At 42.7% G+C, this 15,588-nt stretch carries 15 protein-coding genes; 1 reads left to right on the top strand and 14 read right to left on the bottom strand.

Going from position 1 to position 15,588, the window contains the following annotated elements:
• Positions 1 to 22: 22 nt before the first annotated feature.
• The 11 genes from aroA to GRFL_RS10445 form a co-directional block, all read right to left on the bottom strand.
• The gene (gene aroA, locus GRFL_RS10495) at positions 23 to 1,240 is read right to left on the bottom strand and encodes a 3-phosphoshikimate 1-carboxyvinyltransferase (protein WP_083644579.1); all 1,218 of its coding nucleotides are present in this window, start codon (positions 1,238 to 1,240) and stop codon (positions 23 to 25) included.
• A gap of 23 nt (positions 1,241 to 1,263) precedes the next feature.
• Positions 1,264 to 1,518, bottom strand: coding sequence for a hypothetical protein (locus GRFL_RS10490; protein WP_083644578.1), 255 nt, complete (start codon positions 1,516 to 1,518; stop codon positions 1,264 to 1,266).
• Positions 1,519 to 1,524: 6 nt separating this feature from the next.
• Positions 1,525 to 1,851 carry a nucleotide pyrophosphohydrolase gene (locus GRFL_RS10485; protein WP_083644577.1) on the bottom strand — a complete coding sequence of 109 codons (327 nt, stop codon included), beginning with the start codon at positions 1,849 to 1,851 and terminating at the stop codon, positions 1,525 to 1,527.
• Positions 1,817 to 3,808, bottom strand: a complete 1,992-nt coding sequence (locus GRFL_RS10480; protein ID WP_083644576.1) for a DUF3857 domain-containing protein — start codon at positions 3,806 to 3,808, stop codon at positions 1,817 to 1,819. The genes GRFL_RS10485 and GRFL_RS10480 overlap by 35 nt, the downstream gene beginning before the upstream one ends.
• 3 nt (positions 3,809 to 3,811) lie before the next feature.
• Positions 3,812 to 5,713: a DUF3857 domain-containing protein gene (locus GRFL_RS10475; protein ID WP_083644575.1), complete on the bottom strand. Its 1,902-nt coding sequence runs from the start codon at positions 5,711 to 5,713 to the stop codon at positions 3,812 to 3,814.
• Positions 5,714 to 5,765: 52 nt separating this feature from the next.
• Positions 5,766 to 6,218: a D-aminoacyl-tRNA deacylase gene (dtd, locus tag GRFL_RS10470; RefSeq protein WP_083644574.1), complete on the bottom strand. Its 453-nt coding sequence runs from the start codon at positions 6,216 to 6,218 to the stop codon at positions 5,766 to 5,768.
• Positions 6,218 to 7,165, bottom strand: coding sequence for a ribosome small subunit-dependent GTPase A (gene rsgA / locus GRFL_RS10465; RefSeq protein ID WP_083644573.1), 948 nt, complete (start codon positions 7,163 to 7,165; stop codon positions 6,218 to 6,220). Before rsgA ends, dtd begins: the two co-directional genes overlap by 1 nt.
• A gap of 70 nt (positions 7,166 to 7,235) precedes the next feature.
• The gene (locus GRFL_RS10460) at positions 7,236 to 8,327 is read right to left on the bottom strand and encodes a bifunctional 3-deoxy-7-phosphoheptulonate synthase/chorismate mutase type II (RefSeq protein WP_083644572.1); all 1,092 of its coding nucleotides are present in this window, start codon (positions 8,325 to 8,327) and stop codon (positions 7,236 to 7,238) included.
• Positions 8,317 to 9,201, bottom strand: a complete 885-nt coding sequence (locus tag GRFL_RS10455) for a prephenate dehydrogenase (protein WP_083644571.1) — start codon at positions 9,199 to 9,201, stop codon at positions 8,317 to 8,319. Before GRFL_RS10455 ends, GRFL_RS10460 begins: the two co-directional genes overlap by 11 nt.
• Entirely contained in the window at positions 9,198 to 10,343 is a 1,146-nt protein-coding gene (locus tag GRFL_RS10450; protein ID WP_083644570.1) for a pyridoxal phosphate-dependent aminotransferase, read from the bottom strand. The genes GRFL_RS10455 and GRFL_RS10450 overlap by 4 nt, the downstream gene beginning before the upstream one ends.
• Positions 10,340 to 11,167, bottom strand: coding sequence for a prephenate dehydratase (locus GRFL_RS10445; RefSeq protein ID WP_083644569.1), 828 nt, complete (start codon positions 11,165 to 11,167; stop codon positions 10,340 to 10,342). The genes GRFL_RS10450 and GRFL_RS10445 overlap by 4 nt, the downstream gene beginning before the upstream one ends.
• Positions 11,168 to 11,515: 348 nt before the next feature.
• Between GRFL_RS10445 and gldA the strand changes: the two genes are divergently transcribed.
• The gene (gldA, locus tag GRFL_RS10440; RefSeq protein WP_083646075.1) at positions 11,516 to 12,433 is read left to right on the top strand and encodes a gliding motility-associated ABC transporter ATP-binding subunit GldA; all 918 of its coding nucleotides are present in this window, start codon (positions 11,516 to 11,518) and stop codon (positions 12,431 to 12,433) included.
• A gap of 141 nt (positions 12,434 to 12,574) precedes the next feature.
• Here the strand turns inward: gldA and GRFL_RS10435 are convergent, their stop codons facing one another.
• From GRFL_RS10435 to metF, 3 genes are read right to left on the bottom strand one after another with little or no spacing between them, the layout of a single operon-like run.
• Positions 12,575 to 13,330 carry a head GIN domain-containing protein gene (locus GRFL_RS10435; RefSeq protein WP_083644568.1) on the bottom strand — a complete coding sequence of 252 codons (756 nt, stop codon included), beginning with the start codon at positions 13,328 to 13,330 and terminating at the stop codon, positions 12,575 to 12,577.
• Positions 13,327 to 14,430: an acyloxyacyl hydrolase gene (locus GRFL_RS10430; RefSeq protein ID WP_083644567.1), complete on the bottom strand. Its 1,104-nt coding sequence runs from the start codon at positions 14,428 to 14,430 to the stop codon at positions 13,327 to 13,329. The genes GRFL_RS10435 and GRFL_RS10430 overlap by 4 nt, the downstream gene beginning before the upstream one ends.
• Before the next feature lie 49 nt (positions 14,431 to 14,479).
• The gene (metF, locus tag GRFL_RS10425) at positions 14,480 to 15,433 is read right to left on the bottom strand and encodes a methylenetetrahydrofolate reductase [NAD(P)H] (protein ID WP_083646073.1); all 954 of its coding nucleotides are present in this window, start codon (positions 15,431 to 15,433) and stop codon (positions 14,480 to 14,482) included.
• Between the last annotated feature and the right edge of the window lie 155 nt (positions 15,434 to 15,588).

Raw genomic sequence — 15,588 nt, 5'->3', positions numbered from 1 at the left:
ATTTATTTGAAAATTATTGAAATCAGGAAACCTGGAAGCCTAATTTTTGAAGATCTTCCCAAAAATCTGGATAGGATTTAGATACGACGCCGGCATCCTCGATCTGGAAAGGCACCTTCATGGCCAGCGGTGCGAAAGCCATGGCCATACGGTGATCGTTATAGGTTGCTACGGAAACATTCTCCTGAAATTCGGTTTGTGGTACGAACTGCAGGCAATCACTGCCAATTTTCACCTTGCCGCCAAATTTCTCAATTTCGTTCTTCAAAGCTTGAAGTCGGTCAGTTTCCTTGATTTTAAGGGTATGAAGGCCATGAAGCTCGCAGGGCACTCCCAAAGCCAGACAGGTGACCGCGATGGTCTGAGCAATATCGGGCGAATTCCGAAGATCTTCTTTTAATCCGCGCAAATGTCTTTTGCCCGATTTCTTCAGGATAATGGAATTTTCTTCAAAAGTAGTGGTCACCCCAAAATGCCTGTAAATCTCCGCAAGACAACTGTCTCCCTGCCTGCTGGTTTTCCGGTAGTTCGAGAGTGTAATTTCAGCCTCATCAGCAATTGCTGCGATACTGTAAAAATAGGAAGCCGAACTCCAGTCAGACTCCACCTCTATCTTTGAAGATTCCAGTTTTGGAGCCGGATAGATAAAAATGCGATTATCGGCAAATTCTCCTTTAATGCCTGCATGCTTCATAATTTCCAGCGTCATGTGGATATAAGGAGTAGAAGTTACCTGTCCTTCCAGCAGGATCTCTAATCCTTCCGGGAACGAAGCCCCTACCAGCATCAATGCAGAAATATACTGGCTGCTTACATTTGCCTGCAATTTGACCGTTTGTGCAGCAATCTTTTTCCCTTTTATTTTCAGCGGCGGATAGCCAATTTCATTCACGTACTCGATATCGCCTCCCATTCGCTGCAACGCATCAACCAGCAGGCGAATAGGTCTTTCCTTCATGCGCTTACTTCCTGTGAGCGTGATATCACAATTTTCCTGAGTGGCAAAATAAGCGGTCAGGAAGCGCATAGCCGTTCCGGCATGGTGAATATCTACTTGCCCGCTCTGCTGGCGCAACGCCTTTTGCAGCACCTGCGTGTCATCACTGTTAGACAGGTTTCCAATCTCAATTTCGGGATATTGTGCCTGGAGGATCAACAGCCTGTTCGATTCGCTTTTGGAACCGGTAATTTTCAATGCTCCTTTTACCGGAGCCGGGTCGCGGGTAATTTTGATAGTCATTTGAAAAAAATTGAACCGCTAAGTTACCGTTTCTTTTGATTAAGATGAAACTGGCCGAAGGCTAAAATGAAGCCATAACAAAATCCGCCAATGAGCTGTGCCAGCAAAAAGCGAACGATACCGGCTTCTTCGATCTTACTTTCAATAAATTCTGAAGGATGTATACCACCGGTCTCAAAGAACATGACACCGAAATTATAAACCAGCAAAAAGAAAAAACCAAGCCAGAAAACCGATTTCCAAAAGGCTTTCTGGCGTATGATAGTCTTGAATTTCATGAAACCTTATTGCAGTTTTTGGTTATTCTGATGACGGTCATGATCTCTCTTTGTTTTAAGGTCCAGCTTCTTGTTAAAAGCTTCTTCCAGATCAACTCCCGTTTGGTTTGCCAGGCAAAGCACCACAAAGACCACATCTGCAAGTTCTTCTCCCAGGTCTTTATTTTTGTCGCTTTCTTTCTCACTCTGCTCGCCGTAGCGACGCGCGATGATCCTGGCGACTTCGCCAACTTCTTCGGTAAGCTGGGCCATATTGGTGAGCTCATTGAAGTAGCGCACCCCGTGTTCCTTAATCCAGTTATCTACCGCTATCTGTGCGTTCTTTAGATCCATCTTCAGATATTTTACCCAAAACTATGGTTTCATTTTGTTTTTTGATCATGTTATCATAAAACTTTTTCAGGTACTCATAATCTGCCGGGTTGAAAACAGTCTGCGCCATGGATAATTCTGATTCTACCCTGATGAAATTACCAGATTTGTTCACGATATAGCGAAATTCCCCGGCGTTATCCTTCAGTTTTACGATCTGGCTTTCCGGAACGGAAACTACTTCAAAACCTTCCGGAACCATGATATTGATGGTTTTCTTATTCCGCGACGGAAAATCGAAGAAAATAGGGTAGATACGCTCTTCTGATTTAAACGGATTTTCATTCATGGTTTCAAACATCAGCGGCTTGAAATAGATCTTATCGCCAATTTGTTCTTTACCGGCATAGGTCGTAAAACTGTAATTTTCGGTGACTTCCGCTCCTACCGCATCCAGGTTTTTCACGTCAAATTCTGAAATTTCACAGTCATTCCTAGCCTCGGCCGTCGCATTCAGCAGGTCATCAGCTTTTTCCCCTGCGTGGGAACTACGGTAATTCTTAGCATGCAGCCCATCCATCGTAAGAAAATGTTTTCCAACGATCTGTCCATCTTCAAATTTCAGGTTGAAACGAGTGATTTTAGAAGACATGTAATTGGGATTCAGGTTCACCCAATCTGACGAGCCATCTTCGCGAATGAGCCTCCCCTGCCAGTTACGTGCTCTTTTTGGAAGTTCGCCGATACTCGCAGAAGGATCGGTGGCATCCAGCAAAAATAACTTACCGTTGATCTCTACGGAAGAGACCACGTAATTGAACCCATTTCGGGTTGGAAACAAAGGAATGCCATTTGCCGGAGTGCTTACCAGCACGGGATGCGACTGAAGTCCGGCATATTTTAACATAGCGGTAAGCATTAAATTCACATCTGCCGTGTTCCCCTGGCCTTCTTTATAAGCTTTCTTGGTCCCAAGATCAGAATTGTAGCCTATGTAACTATTCCAGCCCATCTTTTGCTTGACAAAATTGAAAACGGCCTGTGCTTTTTTCTGAGGATCTGAAATCTTGGAGATGATCGGGTCGAGTTCTTCTTCAAAAAAACCGGTTCGGTTCACTTCCCGGCTTATTCCATGATCGTTATAAATGGTTTTTACCACGCCTTCCCAGGTGGTGGAAAGATTTTCCAAAGGCTGGTTCGGGAATTTCAGCATTTGCAGTTCCCATTTCAGGATCGCCGCATAATTCCGAAGATAATCCACGTGTGACTCTTCCTTCAGCGCCGGAATATTTTCCTCTTCGATCAAATAGGTATTCTGAAGGTAGTCCATATTCCCAAATTTGAAATATTCCTTGCCTTCTTTTACCGGGATATACAATGGGGCTTTATTGTTCAAATATTTTCCGAAGATGAAAAACTCCGGGATACTTACCGTTACATATAATTTATTGATCGGCACCGGGTATTGCAGGTATGTATCGTCCATATTCCCGATGAATGGAGAAAAAACGGTGTATTTGTACTCCAGGACACTGCCTTCTTTTACGGCCGGCATGGTAAATTTGGTCGTGTTGCGAAACCTGTTTGATTCCTCATCAATTACCGCATCTTTATCCAATTTGACCTCCACCATTTTCCCGTTTTCCAGGTTGTAAGTAGACCCCTTGATCCTGGAAACATCTTCCTTTTTAGTTCCATCCTTGAAAGTTTTGATCTCTTTGGTGGCCCAGTCAAAACCATCCTTATTGTAGATCTTGATGCGCTCTTCCACCTCCTTTACCAGCTGAAAACCGGTATTTGGCACGTAATCATAATAAACCCTCTCGTACTTATAAAGCACCGCAGCATCAGCATTCTTGTCTTTTGGATGTTCTTTCTCAGCAACTTCTTCTTCGGAAACTTTTCCAAATTTATAGTTCTGGGCATGCGTCATTCCCCCTACCAGAAGAAAAACGATTAAAAATTGCAACTTGTTCATGGTTTAGGTTTTAGTTTTTTCGACGATCACCGCTTTTAAATTATTGAGGTGATTAACTTTATTGATAAACTTGCGGAATTCCTGATATTTCGATGCTGGCCAGTCACCCTGGTTGATCTGCAGGTGGCGCTCCACTTCGATGACGGAATGGTCATGAGCGGTGATACTGATCGAAAATTTGCCAAATTCCGCTTCGAATTCTGTGCTTTCCGGTAGGGCTTCCACCACAAAATTCTCTGGCAATGTAAATTCAAAATGATCCTGAAAACTTTTCCCGCGGCTGATCTGCATCGGCAGTTTTCTGGTTTTTCCGGAACCGGAAGCGATCGAACTCTGCTGAATAAAATTGAGTGGCACCAGCAGTCGGGAACCGGCACTGGTGGCGAGTCTTTCCCCGCTGAAGTTGATCTTTTCCGTAAAAACGATCTGCTCACGATCGTTCTCAAATTCATAATTCTCAAATTGGATGTTCTGGATCTTTTTCCAGTCATCGCGGTAGAATTCCTTGACCTCTTTATCGGTATAATCCACCATCCGGAAGACTTCTCCATACGGAACTCCGCGGCTCGTCCTGGTAAAATTGGCCTGGAACCCACCATTGGCTGCCAGCTGGATCTTGCAATCAATAGCCTGGAGATTATCTTCGGGCTGATAGACTTTCGTTTTAATGATCTCGCCGCCTTCAGGTTTGATCAATAGTGCAAAACGATCATCGGTAAAGTCGCCCATATAATCAAAAGGCACTTTCTGGCTTGTACACTCCAGCCAAAAATCAGCAGAATCTTTCCGAGGCACATTCAGGATCACATGATTTCCCTGCATGCGCGCAAAATCGGGTTCAATATCGCGCTTATTTCCGCCGTAGATCACCGTGTAATAAGATTCTATTCCCTGGGTTTTCAGCAAAGCCTTCGTGTAATTGGTAAGGGCCTTACAATCACCGTAACCCAGATCATCCACTTCCCGAGCGGTAAAGGGTTTCCAGCCGCCAATTCCGTACATCACGGCGATATAACGCGTATTGTCCTGCACAAACTGGTAGATACGGCGGATTTTCTCTTCTTCTGACTGGGCATCGGCCACCAGACTGGTCATCTTCTGAACGGTAGACTGCGGCAATTCATCCAGCCCTTCTACCAGGTTATCATACATCCATTTTCCGAACTGCTTCCAATCCTGCGCTTCCCCTTCCACGCCTTCCAGGTAGAACTGGTTCATGGAAACAGAAATTCTAGGTGCAAAGGTGCTGAATGAGGGTGTATATGTTTCACGTTGTAAACTGGCAATATTTTTTGCCTGAAATTTCAGTTCCTTCCCAACAGAATCTACCTGAATATCATAATTTTCCAGATTCCTGGATTTCCAGCGGAGTGAAATTCCTTCAGGGTAGTGAATGCTAGCCGTACTTTTTTCGGTGCTGACCCGGTATCCCTCCAAAGGTTCCCATTCCCGGATGAAAATGGTATTCGGCGTAACGGTTTCACTAATATATTCCACAGTATACGGATAACGCCGTGGCATATAATCAAAATAACTTACCCGGTTATCTGAATATAAAATAAAAGAGGCATACGCGCTTTCATCCCGGAAATCCTTTTGTTTGATGTGCTCGATTTCCTGGCCATTGCTATCATACACGAACAATTCCTGCTCTTCAATATCGTCAGACTTATCATAAACCTCATAAGCCTGTACATAGCGCTCTCCCGCCTGGTTCAACACTGTCACCACCCGCCTGGTAATGACCTTTTTTTCATCAATATTCTCAATGAATACATCGCGTTGATAATTTCGAATAACGGCATCAGCGTTTTCTAGAAGTTCTGGTGAAATATGATCAACAGGATAATTTTGGGAAAAAGCAGCACTGCTAACCAGCAGCAGGCACAAAAAAATATTACGCATTCGAGAGTGTAGATTGTTATCTGAATCGCAATATATAAAAAATTAACAGAATTTAACTTTTTTCTTTAGAATCTATTAGAATCGTTACGGGGCCATCATTTAAAAGATTTACCTTCATATCAGCACCAAAAAGTCCGGTTCCGCACGGTTTCCCTAATTCGTTTTCAAAACTACTGATGAATGCTTCGTAGAGCGGTTGTGCCACCTCGGGCCTGGCGGCTTTGATAAAGCTTGGACGATTTCCTTTTTTCGTGCTGGCATGTAGCGTAAACTGACTCACAATTATCGCTTCCCCATCAATATCTTTCAGGGAAAGGTTCATCGCATTTTGTTCATCTCCAAAAATGCGCATATTGGCAATTTTCCTGCACAACCAGGCGATATCCTCCGTATCGTCAACCTCTTCTATACCTAATAAGATCAATAGACCATCAGCAATTTGGGAATGAATTTTTCCCTCAATCGTTACGGAAGCTTCTGAAACTCTTTGTACTACGGCACGCATTATTTCTGATATTGGTCAATTCGGTAGTTATCTTCATCACCTTCCATGATCTGGAGGTAACTTTTATATCGAGACCAGGCAATCTCGTCATTTTCGAGCGCTTCTTTAACGGCACATTTCGGTTCTTCCAGGTGAAGACAGTTGTGGAATTTACAATCCTGTTTCAATTCAAAAAATTCCGGGAAATAGTTCCCGATCTCTTCCCGTTCCATGTCTACCACTCCGAAACCTTTGATTCCCGGCGTATCGATGATCCGGGCGTCGAAACTCAGGTCGAACATTTCCGCAAAAGTCGTGGTATGTTGTCCCTGCTGATGTTGCTCTGAAATTTCTGAAGTTTTTAAATTCAGTCCCGGCTCAATTGCGTTGATCAGCGTTGATTTTCCCGTACCGCTATGCCCGGAGATCATACTGGTCTTACCAGTCATCTTTTCTCGGACTTTATCCACGTTCTTCCCATTTTTGGCCGAAATCCCGATACATTCATATCCTACATTCCGGTACAATTCTGCCAGGTATTTTACCTCGGCAAGCTCTTCAATGCTATAGCTATCAACTTTATTAAATAGCAAAACAGCTTCAATATGATAAGCTTCCGCAGTAACCAAAAAACGGTCGATAAAAGTGGTAAGCGTTGGCGGATTATTTAGCGTAACAAGTAGAAAAACCTGGTCAATATTTGAAGCGATGATATGGGTTTGCTTGGACAGGTTTACAGAACGACGAACGATATAATTCTCCCGGTTTTGGATCTTTTTGATCACACCGGTTCCTGCCTCTACATCTTTTTCCAGCTCAAAGAGCACCTGGTCGCCCACCGCCACGGGATTGGTGCTTTTGATTCCCTGAATACGAAACTTTCCTTTGATCCTACATTCATAGAATTGGCCATTTTCGCCTTTCACCGTATACCAGCTACCCGTAGATTTATAAACAGTTCCCTGCATTCAAATTATTCAGAAATTAATATCTGCCGGCTAATTTAGCCAATATTTTGTTTGCAGGGAACCGCTGTCATTATTGTGCAATCCCATCAAGGATCTTTTGCTGGTGGTTGATGGATTCCTGGTGAATCGCCTTGAACAATCGCAAAACGAATTCTTCACTCAGTCCCTTTTCTTCACCTTCCAGGACCATTTTCCCTAGAATTTCATTCCATCTTTTATTCTGAAGGATGGCCACGTTCTGCTCTTTCTTAACTCGACCAATTTCTTCAGCTACCTGCATACGCTTGCTCAACACGTCCAGGATCTGGCTATCAGCAATGTCAATTTTCGATCTTAGATGAGACAGTTTATTCTGAAATTCCTCGCTCGCTGAGATCTCTTTTCTAACTTTTAGATCCTGCATGATTTGCTTTAAAGTGTCAGGTGTGATTTGCTGTTTCGCATCACTCCAGGCTTCATCTGGAGTATGGTGAGTTTCAACCATAATTCCATCGTAGTTAAGATCCAGAGCAGTCTGGCAAAGATCAAAAATGATGTCTCTACGCCCGGCAATATGCGACGGATCCAGGATTAGCGGAAGATCAGGGAATTTATTCTGAAGTTCGATGGCGATCTGCCATTCCGGGTTGTTACGGTATTTGGTCTTTTCATAAGCTGAAAATCCTCTGTGGATCACACCCAGATTGTTAATATCTGCAGTGTATAATCTTTCAACAGCACCCAGCCATAAAGAAAGATCAGGATTCACCGGATTCTTAACCAGCACCACCTTATCAGTTCCTTTTAAAGCATCAGCAATTTCCTGCACGATAAATGGAGAAACCGTAGTTCTTGCCCCGATCCATAGAATATCTACATCGTGTTTCAAAGCAAGATCCACGTGGTGCGGGTTCGCAACTTCGGTAGTTGTAAGCATTCCGGTTTCTTCTTTCGCCTTCTGAAGCCATTTTAAGCCAAGAGCACCAACTCCCTCGAAGTTTCCAGGTCTGGTTCTCGGTTTCCAGATTCCCGCGCGCAACACGGTGGCATCTGAATCTTTTAACTGGTGCGCAATGTTCAGTAGCTGTTCTTCTGTTTCAGCACTACATGGCCCTGCAATCACAAGTGGATGCGATAAGTTGAAATCATCCAGCCAGGTTCTGAGTTGTTTACTATTTTCCATTTTCCAAAGTTTTTAAATTTTCGTTTTCAGTGATTCCGTTTAATACAGTTTTTATATGATTGGTCCTGTTCATTTCCTCGTAGACTTCCGTAAAATCATTGGAAGCCATCAGTTCGCGGAAATGTTTCAGGTTTGAGATATACTCGTCGAGTGTTTCCAGCACGTTTTCTTTATTCTGGGAAAAAATTGGCGTCCACATTTCAGGAGAACTTTTTGCCAATCGCACAGTAGAAGCAAATCCACTCCCAGCCAGGTCAAAAATATCTCGTTCATTTTTCTCCTTTTCAAGGACAGTTTTCCCTAACATAAATGAGCTGATATGTGACAGGTGCGAGACGTAAGCGATATGCCGGTCATGTGAAGCGGGATCCATATACCGAATTCGCATCCCGATGGCGTTAAAAATTGTCATGGCTTTTTCCTGAAGTTTAAAAGCGGTTTTCTCCACTTCGCAAATGATATTGGTCTTATTCAGAAACAATTTTCTAATAGCTGCTGAAGGCCCCGAGAATTCGGTTCCCGCTATAGGATGTGCTGCAAGGAAATTTCTTCTTTTCGGATGCCCCTCCACGATTCGGCAGATCTTTTCTTTGGTAGACCCTGCGTCTACCACCACACAATTATCTGAAATTCGATCCAGTACCTCCGGCAACAATTTCATGGCTGCATCTACCGGAATTGCCAGATACACGACTTCAGCTTCACCAAGATCATCCATCGTAGCCTTATGCTGAATAACACCAAGTTCCAGTGCTTCATCTAAATGAGCTTCATTTTGGTCAATCCCGTAGATCTGAACATTTTCTGAAGCATCTTTCAGGTCCAGAGCGAACGAGCCGCCAATGAGTCCGGTGCCGATAATAAATACTTTCATGACTGAACTCTTTTTAATGCCTGTTGAATGGTTTCTTCGGAAGCACATAAAGAAAACCTCACAAAGCCTTCACCGTTACTACCAAAAATGAATCCCGGCGTGATAAAAATATCTTTATCGTAGAGCAACTCATCGACTAATTCAGCACTCGACTGGTCATCCGGAACTTTCGCCCAGATAAACAATCCGGCCTGATCATCAGCCACTTCCAGTTTCAGCTCTTTCGCCAGTTCCAGGATCAACTCCTTTCTTTTTCCGTATACCGAATTCTGTTCCTCGAACCAGGAAGAAGGCAAATTCAAGGCTTCTACCGCACCTTTCTGAAGCGGTAAGAACATCCCGCTATCCATGTTCGATTTTACTCGTAAAACCGAATCAATATTTTTCTGACTACCCAACAACATCCCAACTCGCCAGCCGGCCATATTGAAACTTTTACTAAGCGAATTCAGTTCCATGACATAATCACTTCTTTCAGCTCCCGCCAATATGCTCATCGGTTCTTTATTCTGAATAAAACTATACGGATTGTCATTCACTACCAGAATCTCATGCTCTTCCGCAAAAGCCGTCAGTTCCTTAAAAAACTCCTTGGTCGCTTTGGTTCCGGTTGGCATATGAGGATAATTCACCCACATGATCTTGGTTTTGGAAAGATCAGTTTCTGCCAGCTCCTGAAGATCAGGCAACCAGTTCAATTCTTCCTTTAGATCGTAATATCTTGTTTTAGCCTGAACCAGGTTCGTCACCGAGCTGTAAGTTGGATAACCCGGATTAGGCAATAAGACTTCGTCCCCCTCATTCAGAAATGCCATGGAAATATGCATGATCCCTTCTTTACTTCCCATTAGCGGCAAAATTTCCGATTCCGGGTTCGCATCAACACCGTAATATTCCGCATAGAATTTGGCTACAGCTTTTCGCAATTCCGGAATACCTTTATAAGGCTGGTATTGATGGGCATTTGGGTCATTCAGCCCAGCATTCAATGCTTCCAGCACTTTTGGTGACGGAGCCAGATCCGGACTACCAATTCCCAAATTGATAATCGGTTTTCCTTTCGATTTCAGATCGGCTACCTCTCGAAGCTTTTTCGAGAAATAATATTCCTGCACGTTATCTAATCTTTTTGCCGTGATCATGACAAATTGCTTTTATAGATTCCTAAAATTTTTAAATCCTCGGTCATAATTTTCAACACCTCCATACCCTTTTCAAAATCTTCCGGTCTTTCAAAGACCAGATCAACGAAAAAAGAATATTTCCAGGGAGCATCAATTATCGGTAGAGATTGGATCTTGGTCATATCCAGGTAACAATCTCTAATGATATTCAAAACCGAAACCAGGCTTCCACGTTCGCTTTTCAGATCAAATTTCACGGAGGCTTTATCCAGTTTTTCACCGTTTGGCTTTTTCTCCTCCCTCCCCAGAACAAGGAAACGCGTGGCATTGCTTTTTATAGTATGGATCTCGCTCGCGAGGATCTCAAGATCGTACATTTCGGCGGCTGCAGGGCTTGCCACAGCAGCAGCTTTTCGGGTATCATTTTCAGAAATTCTTTTGGCGGCTTCCGCTGTATCGGCATCTTCGATCAGTTTGATATGCGGATGTTTTTTAAAAAACTCCTTGCATTGCAACAAGGCCATGGGATGCGAAAATACCTTTTTGATATCTTCTATCTTCTGTCCGGGAATTGCCATAAGGTTCATGTTTACCGGGGTGTAATGTTCCCCGATGACTTTTAGATCATATTCGTCAATCAGCGCATAATTGGGTAAAATGGAACCTGCAATACTGTTCTCTATCGCCATCACAGCTTCGTCTGCTTCGCCTGAAGCCAGTTTCTGGGCCAATTCATGAAAAGAGAGATATTCCAGCACTTCTACATCACGATGGTAATAATCCATTGCCACGAGATGGTGAAAAGAACCTTTAATACCCTGAATGCCTATTTTTTTATTCATAAAAGCATGTAAAAAAAAAGTCCCGATCTTTTCGGATCGAGACTTTATATAATTTTATGTTCAGTTAATCATATAGCATTCCCGATCCTACTTCTAGAATAGAAATAAAAATAATAGAATGCGTTCCAGATTAATGACTTCATTTTCAGTATTTCTGAGTGACTAAAGTAGCGCATATATTTTATTTACAAAACAAAATCATTTGATTTTTGCAAGTTTTCCGAAATTCATAAAAATCTTTTCAATTTTCTGAAAATAACAATTTCCAAACGGCATATTTCGTTAGATGATTGACAATTTTTCTACACGCAAACAGCATTATTATTAGTAGTTTTGAAAATTGAAGCTATGTCTATACTTGTAAATAACATATCAAAGCACTTCGGAAGTCAGAAAGCCCTGGATCAGGTAAGTTTTGACATCAAACAGGGAGAAGTTGTTGGCTTCTTAGGTCCAAATGGTGCCGGGAAGTCTACCCTTATGAAGATCCTTACCGGATATTTGCAGGCAGATGAAGGCGAGGCTTCGGTTGCCAATTGTGATATCGAAAAGCAAACTTCGATTTTACAGTCAAAACTTGGGTACCTCCCAGAGCACAATCCGCTATACTCCGAAATGTATGTTCGGGAATATTTACAGTTCAATGCTTCGGTTTACAAAACAGATAAGCATCGTGTAGAAGAAGTGATCAGGATCACTGGTCTTAGCCCGGAAGCCAATAAAAAGATCGATCAGCTCTCTAAAGGTTATCGCCAGCGTGTTGGTTTGGCCGCGGCTTTACTTCATGATCCTGAAGTGTTGATCCTGGACGAGCCAACAACGGGCCTGGATCCAAATCAGTTGGTGGAAATTAGGGCGCTCATCAAAGGTATTGGTGGTGAAACCGAGGAAAACGGAAAGGGGAAAACTGTTTTCTTGAGCACGCATATTATGCAGGAAGTGGAAGCGATCTGCGATCGTGTTATTATTATTGACAAAGGAAAGATCGTTGCCGACAGAAAACTCACCGAGTTACAGCAAAAAGGCGAGCAGGTGATCTTTGTGGAATTCGACTATAAAATCGAAAATGTGGCGCTACAAAGGCTTCCACATATTAAGGACATTAAAAGTATGGGCGGTTTCGCTTATGAACTCACTTTTGATACGCAGGAAGACATGCGACCCGCAATCTTCGATTTTGCTCATGATATGGGATTGAAAACACTGCAATTAAACAGGAAAGCGAAAAACCTGGAAGGTCTTTTTGCGGAACTTACCCGAAAATAACTTCAGAAAGATTTAATAACTGGTTTGCGTTAGGGATTGCAGCGGCATCCTTTTGCCTGTATGCCAAGCGAAGCGAGGGATCATGGCAAAAGATATAGCGGAAAGCCCGGCCCGAAGGGAAACGCCCTAAACAAAATCGGCTTAATTGGTTTCGAAAATAAGCTTGCCTTTGAAATGCTCCTTTACATTCACCTCAGGGGGACGATTTACAGAAATAATGTCTCCGTAACTATAAATATCACCTTTCAGGCTCTGCTGCGGATTAATGATAAGCTTATTCGTACCGCGGTGAAAAATATCATAATCCTGAACAATGAAATCACGTCCTTCCAGCCTGCCATCGCCGGCCGCAAAGAATGCATTGACCGTATTTGCAGATCCGGTAAGGAAATAATTGGAATAATTATCGTTGGTAATTCGTAAGCGATCCACCTCCAGGTTCAGTACAAAATCACCAACGGTATGAATTTCGGGATCCATTTCCTGATTTTCGGAAACCAGCCAAAGCTCATCCAGAGTGATCTTCCCTACACTCTCCAACGGAATATTTCCGGCGTGTTGCAGGTAATCCAGATCGGTGAACGTCACATAAATTTTAGTGGTGCCATAATCCCGAAAAAGATTGCACACATTTTCGTTCTTTAAGATTAGTCGGCCATCTACTACTTCAGCAGTAATTTCGTTCATCAAATTCTCGCCGCTTTCGATGACCACTTTTTCTTCGGAACCCTGCTCGATAAACAGTTTGATTTTATCATAAACCTGGATCTCATGAAAACCGGAAACTTCTACTTCCTTTGCCACGATCTCGCCCGCCTTCTGAAAACAATCTCCCGAATCTTCCGAATCACAGGAAATGATCGCCAGCAAACTCCATAATAGTATCAACTTCTTCATAACCTGTATCCTATTGAAAATTCAACTGCTTCGGCATTGGCACCATGTGATCTTACGGTAACCGATCCGAAAAAATTATCGGTGATTTCTCGCTGCAAACCAATCCTGTTATAAACCTGCTCCACATATTCGGTATATGGATAATACACATAATAGCCCAGCTGGGTGATCAAAGCGGTTTTGTTAAATGCCAGTTTGTGACCTACAAATACTCCTACCCTTTTAGCATCTTCCTCTCCCGTAGTATCTAATTGCGGAAAAGCAGCAGCCTTATAATTGATGAATTCTTCCAGCGATCTTGAAAAGAACAGTTCGGCTCCAGCCTGCAAAGTACTCTTGTGATTCAGTACTTTATCAGCATAAGTTGAAATGGTCAAAAAAGGCAATTTTGGCGAACCAACAACTCCCGAGGTATTAAAACCACCACGAAGTGCAAAATTATAATGAATAGGTTCGGTATATTTTTCTTTTACTCGTGGAACGTATTCCGGTAAATTTTCATGATCCAGGATATAGTTCATACCCACGTTGAAAGTAAATGTATTGGTACTGTGGTTAGGGGAACCCGTATCGGCATTGGAATAATGAATGATTGTGATTCCTGCCTGGACACCCAGACCTTCAAGGATATTCTCCTTCCGAATGTTCCCCATCAGGTAAGTGGAACTTAAAAATCGCGTTCCGTAGGCGTTGTTGATATAATTCTTATCAGGATCAAAAGGATCTGTAGCATACGCAATCCCCTGCCCTATACGGAAACTCAGCAAACGCTTTAGAAAATAGAAATTCGCGTGCCCATAAACAGAATAATTCTCACCCAAATAAGGGTTTTTCATATCCTGGTAAATGAAAGAATACCCAAAATCGGGATAATTGTAACGTGCACTCCACTCTTCAATTCCGAAGAATTTCCGGTTCCAGCTCAATAAAATTCCATTGGGATGATCGGTAATTAAATGTGCAATGTCTGGATTGTGTTCCAGTATCGTTCCGTAGAAATAACTGGCATCGAAGGCATAATATTTTTTAGGTTTTTCGGTTTCCTGTGCCGCTGCAGTGATAGACAGCAGTAACAACAGAATGGGCAGAATTTTCTTCATTTCAGGGCAAATCTAACATATTTACGAAAAAAATCACTTTTCGGACTCATTAGAAAATCGCCGAGGCTATTTTTTCAATATTACTGCTTTTCCCCATGGAGTAATAATGCAAAACCGGCACGCCAAAATCCATTAATTCTTTAGATTGTTTGATACACCATTCAATACCAACCTCGCGGACTTCCTTATTCGATTTACACTTTTCAACCTCGTTGATCAGTTCTTCCGGAAGGTCGATCTTGAAAACCTGCGGTAATAATTGCAAATGCTTTTTCACGGCAACCGGTTTGATCCCCGGAATGATCGGCACATTGATACCCATCGCCCGGGCTTCCTTCACGAATTCAAAAAATTTCGAATTATCGAAGAACATCTGGGTGACGATATAATCACTTCCAGCATCTACTTTTTCCTTCAGGCGTTTTAGATCAGATTTTAAGGAAGGGGCTTCCATGTGCTTTTCCGGATAACCAGCCACTCCCACGCAAAAATCAGATAAATGATCGGTTTCCACCACATCATGCAGGTAACGACCTTTATTGATATTCTTAATTTGCTTTACAAGATCGGTGGCAAAATTGTGCCCGCCATCGGCCGGTTCAAAATAACGCTGGTGGCTCATCGCATCTCCGCGAAGCGCCATCACATTTTCAATCCCCAGATACTGGCAATCTACCAGCAAATACTCGGTTTCCTGTTTGGTAAAACCCCCACAAAGCACGTGCGGAACCGTATCCACATTGTATTTATGTTTGATTGCCGCGCAAATCCCAACAGTTCCGGGTCGCATCCTTGTGATTTGCCGATCATACAATCCGTCGCGTTCCACATACACAAACTCCTCGCGAGAAGTGGTCACATCAATAAAAGGCGGCTGAAACTCCATTAAAGGATCGATATTATCATAAAGTTCCTGGATATTTTTCCCTTTTTTTGGCGGAATGATTTCAAAGGAAAATAAAGTTTTCCCGTTTGCTTTTTCGATGTGATCGGTAACTTTCATTCGTATTTTTAATTCAATTTTTATGGGCGTTGCCGTTCCGGCCGGGCTTTCCGCTCTATCTTTTTCAGAAAAAGAAAAAGGATACCGCGTCAATCCCTAACGCATTCTTTTTACTGTTTTCGTCATTCTAAACTTGATTCAGAATCTCTTAGAAA

Source organism: Christiangramia flava JLT2011, from assembly GCF_001951155.1.
Taxonomy (GTDB): domain Bacteria; phylum Bacteroidota; class Bacteroidia; order Flavobacteriales; family Flavobacteriaceae; genus Christiangramia; species Christiangramia flava.
The sequence above is the reverse complement of the archived record's forward strand: the minus strand, read 5'-3'. Positions and strand labels throughout refer to the sequence as shown.